The following is an 18,384-nucleotide window of genomic DNA, read 5'->3' as shown; positions in this document are numbered from 1 at the left end:
TTGTTCCCTTAAAGTACTCAAAAACCATTGAAAAAAATTAGGAAAAGACTTTGTTCACGTTACAATTAATCACTGAAAATGTCAATCAATTCTATGAAAATATGCTTGCAAATTCCTACGCCATATGATATGTTATTCTGGTATGAGCTGAATTTACTATTGCTCCAAATCAAGGCAAAGGAGGAAATTTACATGGCAAAAGTTTGTTACTTTACAGGTCGCAAGACAAAAAGTGGAAACAACCGTTCACATGCGATGAACTCAACAAAACGTACAGTTAAACCTAACTTACAAAAAGTTCGCGTATTGATTGACGGCAAACCTAAAAAAGTTTGGGTGTCAACTCGTGCGTTGAAATCAGGAAAAGTTGAACGCGTATAATTGAATGAAATGATTTGAACCGTTCAACAAAATGAACGGTTTTTATTTTTTGCGAATCATTATCAAATGAGAGACATTTCCTCAACCACATGAAATTTAAGAAGAAAAAATAAAAAAGGCTTAAAACAATCAATCACCCAGATAATTGTTTTAAGTCTTCTTTTATGTGCCACTACCCCTCAGATAGTGATAGGTATATGTTTTTTTATAATTGTTACAAATAAAACATAACGCATTTGCAAAGGCCTGTCAACACTTTATTTTAAAGTAGAAAGTGTTTTCTTATTTTACGTTATTTTCTTAATGTAAATGTAATTTAAACTCACAAATGTTATTTAATTTCAAATGTAATTTTTTTATGAATTTGGTTGTATTTTCAGCAAGTAAAATCATGAATGTGATAAACTAAATATAACTTCAAATAGAAATTTGGTGACTGAATTGTAATGAAAACAACATTGAAAAAATTCTTAAAAGAAAACGGCCGCTATGCAGCTGCTAGCTTCTTTATCCCTTTGCTGATTCTTTTATTGGTTTATTTAAGTATCGGTATTTATCCAGGAAGTGATCGGAGCATCTTGGCTAGTGATGCTTTCTCACAATTTTCAAACTTTCATGCAAGCTTCCGTAATATGTTGTTAGGGAAACAAAGCATTTTTTACACGTGGAATGCCTCACTTGGTTTAAATTATCTATCATTGATTTCTTATTATTTAGGTGGACTTTTCACACCACTCGTTTTATTGTTCCCGAATCAATTGATGCCAGATGCCTTGTATCTCATCACCTTACTAAAGGTTGGTTCAGCAGGTTTATCCTTCTGGTTTCTAGCACGTACCTATCGCATTCCACATTGGGGGCAAGTCGCATTAAGTGTCAGCTATGCGTCGATTTCATTTATCACTGCCCATTCAGAGATCATCATGTGGTTAGACACCTTTGTCTATCTTCCTCTGATCATTTTAGGTATCCATCGTGTGATGGACCAAAAGAAACCTATTTTATTGTTTGTTAGTTACTTGCTGTTGTTCTTATCCAGTTTTTATATGGGCTTCATGGTCGGAGTCTTCTCCTTTTTATACTTTATTACACGACTACTGACGAATTGGCGGAGGTACAAAGGAACGATTTTACCCTATGGGATCACCTCTTTATTAGCAGGAGGCGCTTCTATGGTGATCATCCTGCCTGCCATTCTCGATCTACGTGCCAATGGCGAAGCATTGACGCAGATCACTTCATTGAAGACAGAAGCAACTTCTTATTTAGATTTATTGATGAAAAACATGGTGGGTGTTTATGACACGACGAAATACGGATCGATTCCTTTTATCTATGCTGGATTATTTCCTTTAGCATTATGTCTCTTGTATTTTGTCAGTCGCAAATTCCCCTTGAAAAACAAGTTGTTGTTCGGTGGGCTATTCGCGATCTTGATTGCTAGCTTCTATTTAGTCCCTTTGAATCTATTCTGGCATGGGATGCACGCACCAAATATGTTCTTGTTTCGTTATGCCTATCTCTTTTCGTTTCTCGTACTCTTGTTAGCGGCTCATAGTTGGGAACAGCTACAGGAGAAGGATCAGAAGCGTTTGCTAGGTGTCATCATTGTACTAGCGGCTGCTTTTGCTACAGCTTGGGGTATCAAACCAGATGGCAGTTACACGTATGTCACGCTCACATCCTTTGTTTTGACGTTAGTCTTTTTAGCGCTCTACGCATTGACGATTGGTTTATTCCAACAACACCCATTTGATCTGAAACGTTTGAGTATTCTTCTGTTACTATTGATGACTGCCGAAGCCGCAGTCAATACCAACAGTATGATCCATGGCATTCTCGATGATTGGAATTATGCCTCAAGAAGTTTGTATACCGAACCTTATCCTGAGATCAAAACGTTAGTTGATGCCTCGAAAAAGGATTCCGATACGTTTTATCGATTAGAAAACCTTGATCCTGTTTCACCGAATGATTCGATCAATTATGGTTATAGTGGGATCAGCATGTTCTCTTCGATCAGAAATCGAAACTCTTCCTCTTACTTGGATACTTTAGGCTTCCGTTCTAGAGGAACAAATTTGAACATTCGCTACAATAACAATACCTTGTTGATGGATGGATTTACGGGAATCAAATACAATATTGCTAAAAACGATAGTAGTTTTAATAAATACGGCTTCCAATCCGTCGAACAAACGGACAACTATACTTTGTACGAAAATAGTAATGCTGTACCATTAGCTTTCAAAGCACCTTTGACGATCAATAAGATCGAACAACCGATAGGTGATAATCTAACCAGTCAAACAAATTTGATGAATGGTCTTTCTGGATTGAATCAATCATTCTTTACGTTTTATACACCAACCCTAAAAAGTCAACAGAACACGAAGATCACAACAACGACAAATGGGGTCACTTATAGTGAAACAGCGAATAATCAACCGAAAGAATTGACTTGGGAAGTCCAAGTACCTGCGAATACCCAAGCGTATCTCAGCCTGTTTCCAACAAATTTCGCACAGTTAGAAAGCTCTACAGCAACTATTACCGTCAATGGTGTATCTAGAAAATCTCAAATTAACATTACTGGTCAATATTATGATTTAGGTTATTACCCACAAGATACAACGGTTACCTTCACTGCAAGCTTCTATGGGACCAAAGAAGTCAGCTTTATGGAACCACAGGTGGTCGGACTTGATGTCGTGGCGTATCAAGCCGCAATCAACCAAATCAGAAATAACGGCGTAGAGATGACTACTACCGGTCGAACAGCTACAGGAACAGTTCATGCGACTGAAAAAACGATGGTAGCCACGACTATCCCTTATGATGGTGGTTGGACTGCTAAAATCGATGGCGAAAAAGTACCTGTGAAGAAATTCCAAGATGCCTTTTTGATGGTGGAAGTTCCTGAAGGTGAACATACGATTACTTTTAGTTACATGCCAAAAGGATTCATTCCTGGCTTACTTCTCTTTATTGGATGTATTGCCTTGTTTATCTTGTATCTATGGTACCTTCGTAAACGTCAGCCGTTTCACGGCGTCATTGATCCTATAAACGAAAACGATGATCACCGTCCAAGACGTGAACGTCGTCGCGCAAGATAAAAAAAGCGTTTCGGTGATTGCCGAAACGCTTTTTTCTTGTATGCTATTCATATTTTACTTCATATAGATATAACCCTTCCGGATGAGCAGTCGGACCCGCAGCATTGCGGTCTTTTTTTGCAATGATTTCTGGAAGACAATCTTCTGGTAAACGATCGTTGCCTATTTTTAACAACGTACCAACTAAAATGCGGATCATTTTATAAAGGAAGCCATCACCACGAAACGTAAACGTCAACTCATCGCCTGCTTCATTGACCTGTAAGCTGGCTTCATAGATAGTCCGTACTTTATCTTCAATGGAACTTCCAGAAGCACAAAATGAAGTGAAATCATGCGTACCAAGTAAATCAGGCAATGCACGTTCAATCTTTGCTACATCTATTGGATAAGGAAAATAGCTTGCATAATGTCTACGGAAGGGACTACGTGGTTTTCCGATATCTACTTTAAATTGATAGGTTTTTTCTTTCACTAGATAGCGTGCGTGAAAAGTTTCTGGCACAATCTCCACACTTTTTACAGCAATATCTTCTGGCGACTGCGTATCTAACCCAAAACGCATACGTTCCAAAGGTCGCTCTTCTGGATAATCAAAGTGGATGACTTGCCCGATTGCATGAACCCCCGCATCTGTCCGTCCAGATCCAAAAATCGTGATTTCTTTTCCATTTGCCATCTTCTTTAAGGTTTTTTCCAGTTCTTCTTGGACCGTTCGTCCATTGGGTTGTTTCTGAAAACCATTGAACTGGGTACCATCATAGGCAATGATTGCTTTATAGCGTACCATTCATCTTCCCCTGTTCTCATTCATCTTTGATAAGTTTAGCTACGGATAAACACTAGTACGATGGTCATCAGCCCAAAAGCAACCATAACAACAGTGTCTTGTAAGTGCCAGTGAAGGATACGGTATTTTGTCCGGCCTTCCCCACCTTGGTAGCCTCTTGCTTCCATGGCTGTAGCTAGATCTTCCGCACGATTGAAACTGCTGACAAATAGCGGAATCAGTAAAGGAATCACCGCTTTCATTTTTTGTACTAGACTTCCTTCACCAAAGTCAACACCACGTGCGCGCTGTGCATTCATGATTTTTTCGGTTTCGTCCATCAATGTCGGCACAAAACGTAAAGCGATCGAAAGCATCAACGATACTTCATGCACTGGAAAGCGAACAACTTTCAATGGTCGTAACAAATATTCGATCGCATCGGATAATTCTAAAGGCGGCGTTGTCAATGTCAATAAGGTGGACATAAAGATAATCAAAACAAACCGACAAAAAATAAATAGTCCGTTCATGACACCAAATTGAGTGATATTGAAAATCCCCCAACTCCAATACGTTTCTCCACCACTCGTAAACAGTACTTGTAAGCCTACAGTGAATAAGATCAACCAGATCAACGGACGGATGCCTCGAATAAAAAATTTGATATCTACTTTTGACAAGAAAACAGCAAATAAAGTAAACGCCGCTAATAAGGCATATGTCTGCCAGTTATTGGCTAAGAAGATAATGCCAATAAAATAGAAACTTGCCAATAGCTTTGCACGTGGATCTAACCGATGGATAAAGGAGTCTCCAGGCATATAACGACCAAAAATCAATTTATTCATCATGAGCTGTACCTCCCACCAATTTGACCAATTGGTCCGCTAATGCGTCTGCGGTGATCGGCAATTCATCAAACTGGATGCCTTTTACTCGTAGTTCCTCTGCAAACTCAGTGGCTGTTGGTACGCCTAACTGCCGTTCTTTTAACCATTCAAGGTGTTGGAAGACTTCTTTTGGTTCTCCGCATTTGACGATACGGCCTTTTTCCAGGACGTAAACAAAATCCGCATAGTTTGCCACATCATCCATCAAATGGGTGACTAATACAATCGTGATTTGCTGTTCTTTATGCAAACGCCAGAACATATCCATCATTTCTTTTCTTCCTTGTGGATCTAACCCAGCTGTCGGCTCATCTAAGACGAGAACTTCGGGTTTCATAGCTAGAACACCGGCGATCGCTACACGTCGCATTTGACCTCCTGACAGCTCGAAAGGTGAGCGTTCTAAATACGTCTCATCTAATCCGACTTGTTCTAAGGTCTCCTTTGCTAGTAGAGTCGCCTCTTCCTCACTTACACCAAAGTTTTTTGGGCCAAACGCAATATCTCTTGCGACCGTTTCTTCAAACAACTGTGCCTCTGGAAATTGAAAAACAATACCGACTTTTTTTCGAATCGGTTTCAAATTTTTATTATCTGTATCTGGTTTGATCTGACGATCGCCGATTTGGACGGTTCCTTCCGTCGGTTTGATCAACGCATTCAAATGCTGAAGCAAGGTGGATTTCCCGCTTCCAGTATGACCAACTAATGCAGTGTAGCTGTTTTCTTTGATCAACAAGTCAATATCAAATAAAGCTCGTTGCTCGAATGGTGTGTTCGGTTGGTACGTAAAGTTTACTTTTTCAAAACGGATGTCCATAACCAATCCACCATCCTTTCTTCTGTCATGTATTCTTTAGGCACTTCAATGCCACGTTCTTTCAAGGCACTTTTTAGTTTTTCAGGAAAAGGCAAATCTAACCCTAGATTGATTAGTTCAGGTCCGGCAGAGAAAATCTCCTTCGGTGTTCCTTCATTCACTAGTTCGCCTTCTTTCATCACGAAAATACGATTTGCATTAGCTGCTTCATCAATATCATGCGTGATTGAAATAACGGTCAGTTGACTTTCCTCTTTGATTTCTTTGATCGTTGTGATGACTTCTTCACGACCTTCAGGATCTAACATACTTGTTGCTTCATCCAAGATGATGATTTCTGGTCGGAGGGCTACAACACCGGCAATCGCCACACGTTGTTTCTGTCCACCGGAAAGACGAACTGGTTCTCTTGTCGTAAAATCAGACATTCGCACTTTTTCAAGAGCATCTTTCACTCGAACGATCATTTCTTCTCGAGGAATGCCTTGATTCTCTAAACCAAAGGCCACATCATCCTCTACTGTTGATCCAACAAATTGATTGTCCGGATTTTGAAAGACCATGCCGACTTTTTGGCGGATCGTCCATATATTCTCTTCATTTAGTAGTTGATTCCCAACTTTGACCGTCCCAGACTCAGGAAGGAGTAAGCCATTGATCGTTTTTGCAAGCGTTGATTTACCAGAACCATTGTGCCCGATAATCGCGATCCATTCTCCTTTATTGATCGTGAAAGAAACATCTTTCAATGCTGGTCGTAAATCTTCTGGTTGGTATTTGTAATTAATCTTTCCTAATTCAATAATCGGCTCCATAAGTACTCCCTCTTCATCCTAAAGTTCCTATTAACCCTATCAAAAAACTGCTTAGTTTTCAATCATTTCTGATTTTTAAAATGTTTTTTTATACCTTCAAGGCTGTCTTGACAGTTAATTGAAGGTACAAAAAAACACTTTATGATGAGTGCATACTCCCCAAACGAATCGCTTGGGGAGCAGCGCTGAGCTAGACTCGGAATAAGTAACTTCCAACATCATAACACTCTAAAAGAATCATCCATAAAGTGATGTTATTAGTGTGATTTTAGACAAGTTCTAAGACAACCATTGGTGCTCCGTCTCCGCGTCTTGGTTCTGTCTTCAAGATACGAGTGTAGCCACCTTGACGTTCAGCATAACGAGGTGCAATATCGTTGAATAACTTTTGTAAAGCTGATTCGATAACGATTTCCTCATTTTCTTCACGCACGCTAGCAACTTCATTACGTACGAAAGCCGCAGCTTGACGACGTGCATGTAAGTCTCCGCGTTTGCCTAAAGTGATCATTTTTTCAGCAGTTGAGCGAACTTCTTTCGCACGAGCTTCTGTAGTCACAATACGTTCATTAATTAATAAGTCAGTTGTTAAATCACGCAACATCGCTTTACGTTGGCTAGATGTGCGTCCTAGTTTACGATAACTCACGTTGGTTTCCCTCCTTCGTAAAAGGTTTAATCTTCTTTACGTAAACCTAAACCTAAGTCATGCAATTTTGCTTTAACTTCTTCCAATGATTTACGTCCTAAGTTACGGACTTTGATCATTTCTGGCTCAGATTTATTCGTAAGTTCTTGTACAGTATTGATTCCTGCACGTTTTAAGCAATTATAAGAGCGAACAGATAAGTCTAATTCTTCAATCGTCATTTCTAACATTTTTTCTTTTTGTGTTTCTTCTTTTTCGACCATGATTTCAGCGTTTTTCGCTTCATCAGTTAGGTTGACAAAGATGTCTAAATGTTCAGTCATGATTTTTGCAGATAAACTCATTGCTTCCAATGGTTCGATTGAACCATCTGTCCAGATCTCCATTGTCAATTTATCAAAATCTTCACGATGTCCAACACGTGTGTTTTCTACTTGGTAGTTGACACGACGTACAGGCGTGTAGATTGAATCGACTGGAAGAACACCAATTGGCATATCTTCTTTTTTGTTTTCATCTGCTTGAACATAACCACGTCCTGGTTTCACCGTTAGGCGAGCATGGAACGTAGCACCTTCAGATACACTGCAGATGTACATATCTTTGTTAAGAATTTCTACCTCACTATCAACGATAATATCGCCAGCAGTTACTGTAGCAGGTCCGGTAATATCGATCTCAAGGGTTTTTTCTTCTTGACCATACATTTTCAGTGCTAAACCTTTAATGTTCAAGATGATTTGAGTGACGTCTTCTCTAACACCTTTGATGGTAGAGAATTCATGCAGTACACCATCGATTTGAATATTAGTGATGGCAGCACCTGGCAAAGAAGATAATAAAATACGACGTAGGGAATTCCCTAAAGTAGTCCCATACCCTCTTTCAAGAGGTTCAACGATGAACTTGCCATAATCTTTTTCTTCATCAATTTTTGCGATTCTTGGTTTTTCGAACTCAATCATTCTTATCTTTACCCCTTTCAAAACGAAAAGTGTCTTGTTCAATGACGTTACTAATAGAACTCAAAATGAGAGGCACTCATTAAACACGACGGCGTTTTGGAGGGCGGGCACCATTATGAGGAACTGGAGTCACGTCACGAATTGCAGTCACTTCTAAACCTGTTGCTTGTAATGAACGAATTGCTGCTTCACGTCCAGAACCAGGTCCCTTAACTGTTACTTCAACAGTTTTTAATCCGTGTTCCATTGCTGCTTTTGTAGCTGTTTCTGCTGCCATTTGAGCGGCAAAAGGAGTTGATTTTTTGCTTCCTTTGAAACCTAATGAACCAGCTGATGACCACGCTAAAGCATTTCCGTGAGTATCAGTGATCATGATGATTGTGTTGTTGAATGTAGAGTGGATATGTGCAATCCCAGCTTCTATATTCTTTTTCACACGGCGTTTACGATTCACTTTTTTTGCTACCATGAAGATTTAACCTCCTTCACTTAAGAATTATTTTTTCTTGCCAGCGATAGCGCGAGCTGGGCCTTTACGAGTACGTGCATTGTTTTTCGTGTTTTGTCCACGAACAGGCAATCCACGACGGTGACGGATTCCACGGTAAGAACCGATTTCCATCAAGCGTTTGATGTTTAAGTTCACTTCACGACGAAGATCCCCTTCAACTTTTAATTTATCTACTTCTGCACGGATAGCATCTGTTTGTTCATTCGTTAATTCACGAACGCGAACATCTTCAGATACGCCAGCATTAGCTAAGATTTGTTTCGCAGTAGTGTTACCAATACCATAGATATAAGTAAGTGAAACTACTACACGTTTATCACGAGGAATATCTACTCCTGCAATACGAGCCATATTTAGTGCACCTCCATTTATCCTTGACGTTGTTTATGTTTTGGATTTGCTGGGCAAATCACCATAACGCGTCCTTTACGACGAATTACTTTACAATGTTCACACATTGGTTTTACTGATGGTCTTACTTTCATGATAATACCTCCTGTAGTTTTACGGAGTACAATTATTTAAAGCGATAAGTAATACGGCCACGGTTTAAATCATATGGAGACAATTCAACCGTCACTTTGTCACCAGGTAGAATACGAATGTAGTGCATACGAATTTTACCTGAAACAGTAGCAAGAACTTGGTGTCCGTTTTCTAGTTCAACTTTAAACATTGCATTCGGCAAAGTTTCGACGACTGTACCTTCGACTTCAATCATATCTTCTTTTGCCACGCACAGTACCTCCTTGTACTTGTTTCGCATTTTCACACGATAAAATGGCGGAAACTGCAGTTCCCACCTCAAAATTCTCAAAATGGATCATCTAGAGGATTCTCTAGAAGTCGGACTGACATATTCTATCATAATTTATTGAACTTGACAAGAGTAACTGCTTAATGCAAGTCGGCTACGGGCAATCGTGCTATTTTTCAATGATTTTTTGGACATCAGTAAATACAGCATCGATTTCACGATCACCATCGATAGTGTGTAGCAAACCTTGTTCTTTATAATAAGCCAAGATTGGTTCACTATTTTTGATGTTGATAGCCAGACGATTTTTAACCGTCTCAGGTTTATCATCTTCTCTTTGATAGAATTCATGCCCACCACAACGATCACATGTGTCTTCAACTTTTGTAGGGTTGAAAATTTTATGGTAAGTTGCTCCACAGTTACGGCAAATGAAGCGGCCTGCTAAACGCTCAACCAAGACTTCTTCACCCACGTGGATATCGATGACAGCATCAATTTGTTTATTTAAATCTTTTAGCATTGCATCTAGAGCTTCTGCTTGCTCGATTGTACGAGGAAAGCCATCTAATAAGAAGCCTTTCTCTGTATCGGGTTCTGCTAAACGCTCTTTTACGATTCCATTTGTTACTTCATCAGGAACTAATGCACCTTTATCCATATAAGACTTTGCTTCCAAGCCAAGAGCTGTTTCATTTTTGATAGCTGCACGAAACATATCTCCTGTTGAGATGTGAGGAATCCCATAAGCGTCAATGATTTTTTCAGCTTGTGTTCCTTTACCTGCACCTGGCAGCCCCATTAAAATGAGGTTCATTGCTTTCCCTCCTAATAAATGTGAGAACGTGTGTTGAGGAAAAACCTCAACACGCTTTCTTACTCAATAAAGCCAACATATTTACGTTTCAGCATTAAGCCTTCTAACTGTTTCGCAGTTTCCAAAGCCACACCGATCACGATCAACAGACTTGTACCACCTAATCCGATTGATTGTGGCAGATCCCAAATCATTTGTGCAATGATTGGTAATAATGCCACTAAACCAAGGAATAGTGCTCCAACTGTACTTAATCGCATCAATAAGCTTGACACATACTCTTCAGTCCCCTTACCAGGGCGTACACTTGGTATATAGCTTCCTTGCTTTTGTAAGTTCTCCGCTAATTTCTCAGGGTTTACTTGAACAAAGGCATAGAAGAATGTAAATGCGACGATCAATACCGTATAAATCGTTGCGCCAGGCACCGTATTATAGTTAAAGATCTCCATCATTATTTTATACCAGTTTTCAGATCCGAATCGCCCACTTAACGCTTGTAACACAGCATTTGGTGTCGCAATAAATGAACTTGCAAAGATAACCGGAATTACCCCAGCAGCATTTACTTTCAACGGTAGATAACTACTTGTTGGCGCACCTGCTATACGTTTGGTGTACTGAATCGGGATCTTACGTTCAGCTTGTTGGAAAAATGTTACGAATGTCACGATTGCTAGAACCGCAACTAGTAAGATGGCAACGAAAATCGCAGATCTCCAGATATCGGAAGAATTGATATTTACGAAGTAATCTTCATAAATTTCACGTACACTTTCCGGTAATCTTGAAATGATCCCTGCAAAGATGATCATTGACACACCATTACCGATACCTTTTTCAGTGATTTGTTCACCCAACCAAGTAACAAACATCGTTCCTGCAGTTAAGATCAAACCGATCGTTACATAAGTAGAGACATTTGGATTGTTGACAAAACCTAATTGAGCGTATTGGTTAAACCCTGCTGTGATACCGACAGATTGGATAAATGCCAATACTAACGTCAAATATCTTGTTGCCTGATTCAACTTTTTACGACCAACTTCTCCTTGTTTCGACCATTCCACAAAACGTGGCACGATATCCATTTGTAATAATTGGATCACGATCGAAGCAGTAATGTAAGGCGAAACCCCCATCGAAAAGATCGAGAAGTTTTGCATTGCACTACCACTTACCAAGTTCAACATGTTGAAAAACGGTAAGCTAGATAGGTCTTGTAATGAGCTTGCATTTACGCCGGGAACAGTGATATGTGCCCCTAAACGAAAAACAAAGAGAACAAATACGGTAAAAAGGATTTTCGATCTAATATCTTTGACCTTAAAAGCGTCTTTTAATAGTTTAAGCATTAGATCACCTCAACAGAGCCACCAGCCGCTTCGATTGCTTCTTGTGCTGCTTTTGAGAATTTAGCTGCTTTCACAGTTAACTTTTTGTTCAATTCTCCGTTAGCTAAAACTTTGATTCCAGCTTTTTCGTTTTTCACGATTCCAGCTTCTACTAAAGCAACAGGAGTTACTTCAGCTCCGTCTTCAAAGCGATTCAAGACATCTAAATTAACGACTGCGTAGTCCTTACGGTTAACATTTGTAAATCCACGTTTTGGTAAACGACGGAACAATGGTGTTTGTCCCCCTTCGAATCCTAGACGTACACCACCGCCTGAACGAGCTTTTTGTCCTTTTTGACCACGTCCGGCAGTTTTTCCGTTACCTGAAGAAGTACCACGACCAACACGGTTACGTACTTGGCGTGAACCTTCAGCGGGTTTTAATTCATGAAGTTTCATAGGTTTGGCACCTCCTTAATTGTCCTAGTTCTTATTTCATTTGTTTAATTAAACTTCTTCAACGTCCACTAAGTGAGAAACAGTGTTGATCATGCCTTTGATTGCTTCATTAGCAGGCTTAACCACAGAACTGTTAATCTTTGTAAGACCTAACGCTTTAACAGTATCGCGTTGGTTTTGAGGACGTCCGATAATACTGCGTTTTAAAGTTACTTTTAATTCAGCCATTATGTTTGTCCTCCTTATCCGATTAATTCTTCTACTGATTTGCCGCGTAGAGCTGCAACTTCTTCAGCACGTTTTAATTGTTTCAAACCTTCAACAGTTGCGCGAACAACGTTGATTGGTGTGTTTGAGCCTAAAGATTTAGAAGTGATATCTGCTACCCCTGCTAATTCTAATACGGCACGAACTGGTCCACCAGCAGCAACCCCAGAACCTTCAACAGCAGGTTTCATTAGGATTCTACCACCACTAAAAGCACCGATTACTTCGTGTGGGATTGTTGAACCAACCATAGGTACTTCAACTAAGTTTTTCTTCGCATCTTCAATTGCTTTACGGATCGCTTCAGGTACTTCTTGTGCTTTACCAGTACCAAATCCTACGTGTCCGTTTTTGTCACCGACAACAACTAAAGCAGCAAAACGTAGACGACGTCCACCTTTAACAACTTTTGTTACACGGTTAATTGCAACAACGCGGTCTTCTAATTCCAAATGTTTTGGATCGATATAAACCATGAATGGTATTCCTCCTTCTTCTAAAATTCTAGTCCATTTTCGCGAGCAGCTTCAGCTAAAGCTTGCACACGGCCATGGTAAAGGTATCCACCACGGTCAAAGACTACGACTTTAATGCCTTTTTCAGTTGCGCGTTCAGCAACTAATTTACCGACAGCTTGTGCTGCTTCTGTTTTTGTTCCACCTGAAATTTCTTTATCCAAGGTAGAGGCACTTGCTAGCGTTACACCCGCTACGTCATCAATAAGTTGCGCGTAGATGTTTTTGTTAGAACGAAAAACGTTCAAGCGTGGGCGCTCAGCAGTACCAGAGATAGTATTACGTACACGACGGTGTCTCTTTTGACGTGTTTTGTTCTTATCTGGTTTTGTAATCACAATTGTCACCTCTTTATTTTTATTTTTTCTACTGTCAGACAGTAGAAATGATCAGTTTTGAAAAAATAGAAGCTGCGGCACAAGTAAACTCTCTCTTAATGAAGGCATACTTCAGCAAAATCCTTTTTTCCTGCTGCTGGCTTCTATGAAATTTTTCGAAACGATTATTTACCAGTTTTACCTTCTTTACGGCGTACGAATTCGCCAACATAACGAATACCTTTACCTTTATAAGGTTCTGGAGGACGAGTACCACGGATGTTCGCAGCTAATTCGCCAACTTCTTCTTTGTTCGCACCCTTCACAATTACTTGTGTGTTAGATGGTACTTCAACAGTCACGCCAGCTGGTGGTGTGATTTCTACTGGATGTGAGTAACCAACGTTCAATACAAGTTTTGTTCCTTGCATTTGCGCACGGTACCCAACCCCGATTAATTCTAATCCTTTTTGGAAACCTTCACTAACACCTACAACCATGTTGTTGAAGTTAGCACGAGTTGTTCCATGGATAGTTTTCATTTCTTTACTGTCATTTGGACGAGTGAATGTCACTTCATTTCCTTCGATATTCATTTTGATATCAGCAGAAAATGTACGAGTCAATTCCCCTTTTGGTCCTTTAACTGTAACGTTGTTTCCATCTTGAGTGATAGTTACTCCTTCAGGGATCACAACGATCTTATTTCCAATACGGCTCACTTAAAGACACCTCCTTGTAGATTCTACTTGATTACCATACGTAAGCGATAACTTCGCCGCCGATGTTTTTCTCACGAGCTTCTTTATCAGTGACAACACCTTCAGAAGTCGAAATAATAGCGATACCTAAGCCATTTAAAACTTTTGGCACTTCGCCAGCTTTAACATAAACACGTAAGCCTGGTTTAGAAATACGTTTTAAGTTTGTAATAACACGTTCGCCGCTTTTACCGAATTTTAGGAAAACACGGATCACGCCTTGCTTGTCATCTTCGATATATTCAACATCACGGACGAAACCTTCACGTTTCAAGATTTCAGCGATGTCACGTTTAATTTTTGATGCAGGAACTTCTAAAGCCTCATGTTTAACCATGTTTGCATTACGGATACGAGTTAGAAAATCTGCAATTGGATCTGTCATGACCATTGAACTTTTACCTCCTTCTTATGCGAATTTACTTTTTTACCAGCTAGCTTTCTTCACGCCGGGAATTTGACCTTTATAGGCAAGTTCGCGGAAGCAAATACGGCAAAGATGGAACTTACGATAAACTGAATGTGGACGTCCGCAACGTTCGCAACGAGTGTAAGCTTGTGTTGAATGTTTTGCAGGACGTTTGTTTTTAGCAATCATTGATTTTTTAGCCACGTAGTTCGCCTCCTTTAATTATTTTTGGAATGGCATGCCTAATTGTGTCAACAACTCACGAGATTCTTCATCTGTGTTTGCTGTCGTTACAATGACGATGTCCATACCACGTACTTTATCTACTAAATCATAATCTACTTCTGGGAAGATCAATTGTTCTTTAATACCTAAAGTGTAGTTTCCACGACCATCAAAGGCTTTTTTACTTACACCATGGAAGTCACGTACACGTGGTAGAGAAACTGATACTAATTTATCTAAAAATTCGTACATTCTTTCTCCGCGTAAGGTAACTTTTGCTCCAATTGGCATTCCTTCACGTAAACGGAATCCAGCGATTGATTTTTTAGCTTTTGTGATCATTGGTTTTTGTCCAGTGATCAAAGTTAGTTCTTCAACTGCTTTGTCTAAGTTTTTAGCGTTTGATACCGCATCACCAACACCCATGTTGATGACGATCTTTTCAACTTTAGGTGTTTGCATAACAGAGCTATAGTCAAATTTTTCCATCAATGATGGAGTTACTTCTTTAAGATATTTTTCTTTTAGGCGGTTCATTCAGTAAGACCCTCCTTCCTTAAACTTTTTATTTATCTAAAACTTCACCGGTTTTTTTAGAAACACGGACTTTTTTTCCGTCTACTTCTTTGTAGCCAACTCGGCCAGCTACACCAGTAGAGTCGATGACCATCACGTTAGAAACGTGAAGTGGCGCTTCCATCTCAACAATTCCACCTTGAGGAGCAGCTTGAGAAGGTTTTTGGTGTTTTTTGATCATGTTCACACCTTCGACAACCACTTTATCCTGTTTAGGAAACGCTGCTAATACAACGCCTTCTTTGTTTTTGTCTTTACCGGTGATCACTTTAACTTTATCGCCTTTTTTAACAAACATAACTGTTTCGCACCTCCTTTGTTAAGTGTCTCAAGATTATAAAACTTCTGGTGCTAGAGAAACGATCTTCATGAAGTTGTTTTCACGTAGTTCACGTGCAACTGGCCCAAAGATACGTGTTCCACGAGGGCTTTTATCATCACGAATAATCACTGCAGCATTTTCATCAAACTTGATATATGAACCGTCTGCACGACGAGCTCCTGATTTTGTACGAACGATAACGGCTTTAACGACGTCACCTTTTTTGACAACCCCACCTGGCGTTGCTTGTTTAACCGTAGCAACGATCACATCACCGATATTCGCAGTTTTGCGACCAGATCCGCCAAGGACTTTGATCGTCAAAATTTCACGTGCGCCTGAATTATCAGCGATTCTTAAACGACTTTCTGCTTGGATCACGTTGTGTATCCTCCTTTCAGATTTTGCATTCAATCTATATAGGAAAATCTCGTGTTATTAGATAATAACTGCTTCTTCGACTATTTCCAACAAACGGAAACGTTTTGTAGCTGATAATGGACGAGTTTCCATAATTCTCACGATGTCGCCAACTTTTGCTGTGTTGTTTTCATCATGTACTTTGTACTTCTTAGAATAGTTCATACGTTTACCGTAGATAGGGTGGTTTTTCTTTGTTTCGACAGCAACGGTAATTGTTTTATCCATTTTGTCTGATACCACGCGACCTTGATAAACTTTGCGTTGATTTCTTTCTTCAGTCATACGCTTAATGGCCTCCTTCCATAATTACTTAGCTTGTTCACGCAAAACTGTTTTGATGCGTGCAATCGATTTACGTACTTCTTTAATACGTGCAGTGTTTTCTAATTGACCTGTTGCTAATTGGAATCTAAGATTAAACAATTCTTCTTTTAATTGTTTTTCTTGATCAAGCATTTCGGCAGTGGTTAATTCTCTGATTTCTTTAACCTTCATTCGATTCACCACCCATTTCCTCACGTTTTACGATCTTAGTTTTCATTGGTAATTTGTGAGAAGCTAAACGTAATGCTTCACGAGCTACTTCTTCAGAAACGCCTGCAATTTCAAACATGATTTTACCACGTTTTACTGGTGCAACCCATCCTTCAGGAGCCCCTTTACCTTTACCCATACGAACGCCGATCGCTTTAGATGTATATGATTTATGAGGGAAAATTTTGATCCATACTTTCCCGCCACGTTTCATGTAACGAGTCATAGCAATACGAGAAGCTTCGATCTGACGGTTTGTGATCCAGTGTGATTCAACAGCTTGTAAGCCGTATTCACCGAATGCTACTTCTTTTCCGCCTTTTGCTTCACCACGCATTTTTCCGCGGAATTCACGACGGTGTTTTACACGTTTAGGTACTAACATGTTTATTTCCCTCCTTTCTCAGTGTTTTTTTTAGTTGGAAGAATTTCTCCACGATAGATCCACACTTTAACTCCTAGTTTTCCGTATGTTGTATCTGCTTCTTCCCATGCGTAATCAATATCCGCACGCAAAGTGTGAAGAGGAACTGTTCCTTCTGAGTATCCTTCTGAACGAGCGATATCCGCACCGTTTAGGCGTCCAGATACTTGAGTTTTGATCCCTTTAGCGCCAGAACGCATTGAACGTTGGATCGCTTGTTTTTGAGCGCGACGGAATGCAACACGGTTTTCTAATTGACGTGCAATTCCTTCACCTACTAATTTAGCATCTAAATCTGGTTTTTTGATTTCCACGATGTTGATATGGATTCTTTTACCAGTTAATTTGTTTAATTCTTTTCTTAGGTTTTCGACTTCAGATCCGCCTTTACCAATAACCATACCTGGTTTAGCTGTGTGGATTGAAATGTTTACGCGGCCAGTTGCGCGTTCGATTTCAATTGTTGATACAGCAGCATCAGCAAGTCTAGTTGAAATAAATTTACGGATTCTTAAATCTTCGTGTAAGAACTCTGCATACTCTTTTTCAGCAAACCATTTTGCATCCCAGTCGCGGATGATGCCTACACGCATTCCAATTGGATGTACTTTTTGACCCACAGATTATCCCTCCTTATTTTTCTGATACGACTACCGTGATATGACTTGTACGTTTGTTGATTGGTGAAGCTGAACCTTTTGCACGTGGACGGAAACGTTTCATTGTTGGTCCTTCGTTAACAAATGCTTCAGATACTACCAAGTTCTCAACATCTAAGTCAAAGTTGTTTTCTGCATTTGCAATTGCTGACATCAATACTTTCTCGATGATCCCAGCAGATTTGTTTGGTGTGAATTTCAAAATTGAAATTGCATCCGCAACACTTTTACCTCTGATAAGGTCAATTACTAGACGCGCTTTACGAGGTGAAGTGCGAACTGTTTTTGCAGTTGCTTTAGCTGATGTGATTTGTTCTGCCATTTGCTTTTATCCTCCCCTCGAATTAGCGTCTCGTTTTCTTGTCGTCAGCGACATGCCCACGATAAGTTCTAGTTGGTGCGAATTCACCTAATTTGTGTCCTACCATATCTTCTTGGATGTAAACTGGTACGTGTTTACGTCCATCATATACTGCGATGGTATATCCAACAAAACTTGGGAAAATTGTCGAACGACGAGACCAAGTTTTGATTACTTTTTTCTTTTCGGCCCCTGCTTGAGCTTCAACTTTACTCATTAAATGCTCATCAACGAAAGGCCCTTTCTTTAAACTACGACCCATGGTGAACCTCCTCTCAAAATGTGCGACACATGGTCAAA

General features: G+C 39.8%; 30 protein-coding genes. 2 read left to right on the top strand and 28 right to left on the bottom strand.

Annotation, left to right across the window (positions count from 1 at the left end):
• Nucleotides 1-192 precede the first annotated feature (192 nt).
• Both rpmB and IGJ00_RS00620 read left to right on the top strand, forming a co-directional pair.
• On the top strand, nt 193-381 hold the full coding sequence (gene rpmB / locus IGJ00_RS00625) for a 50S ribosomal protein L28 (protein ID WP_010734442.1): 189 nt from the start codon (nt 193-195) through the stop codon (nt 379-381).
• Nucleotides 382-827: 446 nt separating this feature from the next.
• On the top strand, nt 828-3,500 hold the full coding sequence (locus IGJ00_RS00620) for a YfhO family protein (RefSeq protein ID WP_438844011.1): 2,673 nt from the start codon (nt 828-830) through the stop codon (nt 3,498-3,500).
• 43 nt (nt 3,501-3,543) lie between these two features.
• Here the strand turns inward: IGJ00_RS00620 and truA are convergent, their stop codons facing one another.
• The 28 genes from truA to rpsS form a co-directional block, all read right to left on the bottom strand.
• The gene (gene truA, locus IGJ00_RS00615) at nt 3,544-4,290 is read right to left on the bottom strand and encodes a tRNA pseudouridine(38-40) synthase TruA (protein WP_010734445.1); all 747 of its coding nucleotides are present in this window, start codon (nt 4,288-4,290) and stop codon (nt 3,544-3,546) included.
• A 35-nt stretch (nt 4,291-4,325) separates the two neighbouring features.
• A complete protein-coding gene (locus IGJ00_RS00610) occupies nt 4,326-5,123 on the bottom strand; it encodes an energy-coupling factor transporter transmembrane component T family protein (RefSeq protein WP_071867778.1) in 798 nt (265 codons plus the stop codon).
• Nucleotides 5,113-5,982, bottom strand: a complete 870-nt coding sequence (locus IGJ00_RS00605) for an energy-coupling factor ABC transporter ATP-binding protein (RefSeq protein ID WP_071867779.1) — start codon at nt 5,980-5,982, stop codon at nt 5,113-5,115. The genes IGJ00_RS00610 and IGJ00_RS00605 overlap by 11 nt, the downstream gene beginning before the upstream one ends.
• Nucleotides 5,958-6,797, bottom strand: a complete 840-nt coding sequence (locus tag IGJ00_RS00600; protein WP_438844010.1) for an energy-coupling factor ABC transporter ATP-binding protein — start codon at nt 6,795-6,797, stop codon at nt 5,958-5,960. The genes IGJ00_RS00605 and IGJ00_RS00600 overlap by 25 nt, the downstream gene beginning before the upstream one ends.
• Nucleotides 6,798-7,065: 268 nt before the next feature.
• Nucleotides 7,066-7,446 carry a 50S ribosomal protein L17 gene (gene rplQ, locus IGJ00_RS00595; RefSeq protein WP_010734449.1) on the bottom strand — a complete coding sequence of 127 codons (381 nt, stop codon included), beginning with the start codon at nt 7,444-7,446 and terminating at the stop codon, nt 7,066-7,068.
• A gap of 26 nt (nt 7,447-7,472) precedes the next feature.
• Nucleotides 7,473-8,411, bottom strand: a complete 939-nt coding sequence (locus IGJ00_RS00590; RefSeq protein ID WP_005880735.1) for a DNA-directed RNA polymerase subunit alpha — start codon at nt 8,409-8,411, stop codon at nt 7,473-7,475.
• A gap of 79 nt (nt 8,412-8,490) precedes the next feature.
• Nucleotides 8,491-8,880 (bottom strand): 30S ribosomal protein S11, encoded by a 390-nt coding sequence (gene rpsK, locus IGJ00_RS00585; protein ID WP_010734450.1) that lies wholly within the window; start codon nt 8,878-8,880, stop codon nt 8,491-8,493.
• A 27-nt stretch (nt 8,881-8,907) separates the two neighbouring features.
• The gene (rpsM, locus tag IGJ00_RS00580; protein WP_010734451.1) at nt 8,908-9,273 is read right to left on the bottom strand and encodes a 30S ribosomal protein S13; all 366 of its coding nucleotides are present in this window, start codon (nt 9,271-9,273) and stop codon (nt 8,908-8,910) included.
• 17 nt (nt 9,274-9,290) lie between these two features.
• Nucleotides 9,291-9,407: a 50S ribosomal protein L36 gene (gene rpmJ / locus IGJ00_RS00575; protein ID WP_002288710.1), complete on the bottom strand. Its 117-nt coding sequence runs from the start codon at nt 9,405-9,407 to the stop codon at nt 9,291-9,293.
• 32 nt (nt 9,408-9,439) lie between these two features.
• Complete coding sequence (infA, locus tag IGJ00_RS00570) at nt 9,440-9,658, bottom strand: translation initiation factor IF-1 (protein WP_002288695.1); 219 nt, start codon at nt 9,656-9,658, stop codon at nt 9,440-9,442.
• Between the two features lie 190 nt (nt 9,659-9,848).
• Complete coding sequence (locus IGJ00_RS00565) at nt 9,849-10,496, bottom strand: adenylate kinase (RefSeq protein WP_010734452.1); 648 nt, start codon at nt 10,494-10,496, stop codon at nt 9,849-9,851.
• A 59-nt stretch (nt 10,497-10,555) separates the two neighbouring features.
• Nucleotides 10,556-11,851 (bottom strand): preprotein translocase subunit SecY, encoded by a 1,296-nt coding sequence (gene secY / locus IGJ00_RS00560; RefSeq protein ID WP_023518901.1) that lies wholly within the window; start codon nt 11,849-11,851, stop codon nt 10,556-10,558.
• Complete coding sequence (rplO, locus tag IGJ00_RS00555) at nt 11,851-12,291, bottom strand: 50S ribosomal protein L15 (RefSeq protein ID WP_010734454.1); 441 nt, start codon at nt 12,289-12,291, stop codon at nt 11,851-11,853. Before rplO ends, secY begins: the two co-directional genes overlap by 1 nt.
• A 48-nt stretch (nt 12,292-12,339) precedes the next feature.
• Nucleotides 12,340-12,519 (bottom strand): 50S ribosomal protein L30, encoded by a 180-nt coding sequence (gene rpmD / locus IGJ00_RS00550; RefSeq protein WP_010734455.1) that lies wholly within the window; start codon nt 12,517-12,519, stop codon nt 12,340-12,342.
• A 14-nt stretch (nt 12,520-12,533) separates the two neighbouring features.
• Nucleotides 12,534-13,034 carry a 30S ribosomal protein S5 gene (gene rpsE / locus IGJ00_RS00545; RefSeq protein WP_010734456.1) on the bottom strand — a complete coding sequence of 167 codons (501 nt, stop codon included), beginning with the start codon at nt 13,032-13,034 and terminating at the stop codon, nt 12,534-12,536.
• 20 nt (nt 13,035-13,054) lie between these two features.
• Nucleotides 13,055-13,411: a 50S ribosomal protein L18 gene (gene rplR, locus IGJ00_RS00540; protein WP_010734457.1), complete on the bottom strand. Its 357-nt coding sequence runs from the start codon at nt 13,409-13,411 to the stop codon at nt 13,055-13,057.
• Between the two features lie 164 nt (nt 13,412-13,575).
• Nucleotides 13,576-14,112: a 50S ribosomal protein L6 gene (rplF, locus tag IGJ00_RS00535; protein WP_010734458.1), complete on the bottom strand. Its 537-nt coding sequence runs from the start codon at nt 14,110-14,112 to the stop codon at nt 13,576-13,578.
• 31 nt (nt 14,113-14,143) lie between these two features.
• Nucleotides 14,144-14,542, bottom strand: coding sequence for a 30S ribosomal protein S8 (gene rpsH / locus IGJ00_RS00530; RefSeq protein ID WP_010734459.1), 399 nt, complete (start codon nt 14,540-14,542; stop codon nt 14,144-14,146).
• Between the two features lie 36 nt (nt 14,543-14,578).
• A complete protein-coding gene (locus tag IGJ00_RS00525; RefSeq protein ID WP_002356214.1) occupies nt 14,579-14,764 on the bottom strand; it encodes a type Z 30S ribosomal protein S14 in 186 nt (61 codons plus the stop codon).
• Between the two features lie 18 nt (nt 14,765-14,782).
• Complete coding sequence (gene rplE / locus IGJ00_RS00520) at nt 14,783-15,322, bottom strand: 50S ribosomal protein L5 (protein ID WP_010734460.1); 540 nt, start codon at nt 15,320-15,322, stop codon at nt 14,783-14,785.
• 28 nt (nt 15,323-15,350) lie between these two features.
• A complete protein-coding gene (rplX, locus tag IGJ00_RS00515) occupies nt 15,351-15,659 on the bottom strand; it encodes a 50S ribosomal protein L24 (RefSeq protein WP_010734461.1) in 309 nt (102 codons plus the stop codon).
• A gap of 36 nt (nt 15,660-15,695) precedes the next feature.
• Nucleotides 15,696-16,064, bottom strand: coding sequence for a 50S ribosomal protein L14 (rplN, locus tag IGJ00_RS00510; protein ID WP_010734462.1), 369 nt, complete (start codon nt 16,062-16,064; stop codon nt 15,696-15,698).
• Between the two features lie 57 nt (nt 16,065-16,121).
• A complete protein-coding gene (gene rpsQ, locus IGJ00_RS00505) occupies nt 16,122-16,388 on the bottom strand; it encodes a 30S ribosomal protein S17 (protein ID WP_010734463.1) in 267 nt (88 codons plus the stop codon).
• 24 nt (nt 16,389-16,412) lie between these two features.
• Entirely contained in the window at nt 16,413-16,601 is a 189-nt protein-coding gene (gene rpmC, locus IGJ00_RS00500; protein ID WP_002288664.1) for a 50S ribosomal protein L29, read from the bottom strand.
• Entirely contained in the window at nt 16,591-17,025 is a 435-nt protein-coding gene (rplP, locus tag IGJ00_RS00495) for a 50S ribosomal protein L16 (protein WP_010734464.1), read from the bottom strand. The genes rpmC and rplP overlap by 11 nt, the downstream gene beginning before the upstream one ends.
• A 2-nt stretch (nt 17,026-17,027) precedes the next feature.
• Nucleotides 17,028-17,684 carry a 30S ribosomal protein S3 gene (gene rpsC / locus IGJ00_RS00490; protein WP_010734465.1) on the bottom strand — a complete coding sequence of 219 codons (657 nt, stop codon included), beginning with the start codon at nt 17,682-17,684 and terminating at the stop codon, nt 17,028-17,030.
• Between the two features lie 13 nt (nt 17,685-17,697).
• A complete protein-coding gene (gene rplV / locus IGJ00_RS00485; protein ID WP_010734466.1) occupies nt 17,698-18,045 on the bottom strand; it encodes a 50S ribosomal protein L22 in 348 nt (115 codons plus the stop codon).
• A gap of 22 nt (nt 18,046-18,067) precedes the next feature.
• Nucleotides 18,068-18,346: a 30S ribosomal protein S19 gene (gene rpsS, locus IGJ00_RS00480; protein WP_010734467.1), complete on the bottom strand. Its 279-nt coding sequence runs from the start codon at nt 18,344-18,346 to the stop codon at nt 18,068-18,070.
• Nucleotides 18,347-18,384: the final 38 nt, after the last annotated feature.

This window comes from Enterococcus sp. AZ062 (assembly GCF_051715065.1).
GTDB lineage: Bacteria > Bacillota > Bacilli > Lactobacillales > Enterococcaceae > Enterococcus_B > Enterococcus_B mundtii.
Note: the sequence above shows the minus strand (reverse complement) of the source record. Positions and strands in the feature narration are given on the sequence as shown.

What these genes read in the sequence shown, in the direction of transcription:
- rpsK (WP_010734450.1), bottom strand. Translation starts at nt 8,880, where the DNA reads ATGGTAGCAAAAAAAGTGAATCGTAAACGCCGTGTGAAAAAGAATATA.
- rplE (WP_010734460.1), bottom strand. Translation starts at nt 15,322, where the DNA reads ATGAACCGCCTAAAAGAAAAATATCTTAAAGAAGTAACTCCATCATTG.
- rplP (WP_010734464.1), bottom strand. Translation starts at nt 17,025, where the DNA reads ATGTTAGTACCTAAACGTGTAAAACACCGTCGTGAATTCCGCGGAAAA.
- IGJ00_RS00620 (WP_438844011.1), top strand. Translation starts at nt 828, where the DNA reads ATGAAAACAACATTGAAAAAATTCTTAAAAGAAAACGGCCGCTATGCA.
- rplX (WP_010734461.1), bottom strand. Translation starts at nt 15,659, where the DNA reads ATGTTTGTTAAAAAAGGCGATAAAGTTAAAGTGATCACCGGTAAAGAC.
- rpsE (WP_010734456.1), bottom strand. Translation starts at nt 13,034, where the DNA reads ATGGTTTATATCGATCCAAAACATTTGGAATTAGAAGACCGCGTTGTT.
- IGJ00_RS00600 (WP_438844010.1), bottom strand. Translation starts at nt 6,797, where the DNA reads ATGGAGCCGATTATTGAATTAGGAAAGATTAATTACAAATACCAACCA.
- rplV (WP_010734466.1), bottom strand. Translation starts at nt 18,045, where the DNA reads ATGGCAGAACAAATCACATCAGCTAAAGCAACTGCAAAAACAGTTCGC.
- rpmC (WP_002288664.1), bottom strand. Translation starts at nt 16,601, where the DNA reads ATGAAGGTTAAAGAAATCAGAGAATTAACCACTGCCGAAATGCTTGAT.
- IGJ00_RS00565 (WP_010734452.1), bottom strand. Translation starts at nt 10,496, where the DNA reads ATGAACCTCATTTTAATGGGGCTGCCAGGTGCAGGTAAAGGAACACAA.
- truA (WP_010734445.1), bottom strand. Translation starts at nt 4,290, where the DNA reads ATGGTACGCTATAAAGCAATCATTGCCTATGATGGTACCCAGTTCAAT.
- rplO (WP_010734454.1), bottom strand. Translation starts at nt 12,291, where the DNA reads ATGAAACTTCATGAATTAAAACCCGCTGAAGGTTCACGCCAAGTACGT.
- rpsQ (WP_010734463.1), bottom strand. Translation starts at nt 16,388, where the DNA reads ATGACTGAAGAAAGAAATCAACGCAAAGTTTATCAAGGTCGCGTGGTA.
- rpmD (WP_010734455.1), bottom strand. Translation starts at nt 12,519, where the DNA reads ATGGCTGAATTAAAAGTAACTTTAAAACGCAGTATTATCGGACGTCCT.
- rpsH (WP_010734459.1), bottom strand. Translation starts at nt 14,542, where the DNA reads ATGGTCATGACAGATCCAATTGCAGATTTTCTAACTCGTATCCGTAAT.
- IGJ00_RS00605 (WP_071867779.1), bottom strand. Translation starts at nt 5,982, where the DNA reads ATGGACATCCGTTTTGAAAAAGTAAACTTTACGTACCAACCGAACACA.
- IGJ00_RS00590 (WP_005880735.1), bottom strand. Translation starts at nt 8,411, where the DNA reads ATGATTGAGTTCGAAAAACCAAGAATCGCAAAAATTGATGAAGAAAAA.
- rpmJ (WP_002288710.1), bottom strand. Translation starts at nt 9,407, where the DNA reads ATGAAAGTAAGACCATCAGTAAAACCAATGTGTGAACATTGTAAAGTA.
- IGJ00_RS00610 (WP_071867778.1), bottom strand. Translation starts at nt 5,123, where the DNA reads ATGATGAATAAATTGATTTTTGGTCGTTATATGCCTGGAGACTCCTTT.
- secY (WP_023518901.1), bottom strand. Translation starts at nt 11,851, where the DNA reads ATGCTTAAACTATTAAAAGACGCTTTTAAGGTCAAAGATATTAGATCG.
- rpmB (WP_010734442.1), top strand. Translation starts at nt 193, where the DNA reads ATGGCAAAAGTTTGTTACTTTACAGGTCGCAAGACAAAAAGTGGAAAC.
- rpsS (WP_010734467.1), bottom strand. Translation starts at nt 18,346, where the DNA reads ATGGGTCGTAGTTTAAAGAAAGGGCCTTTCGTTGATGAGCATTTAATG.
- rpsM (WP_010734451.1), bottom strand. Translation starts at nt 9,273, where the DNA reads ATGGCTCGTATTGCAGGAGTAGATATTCCTCGTGATAAACGTGTAGTA.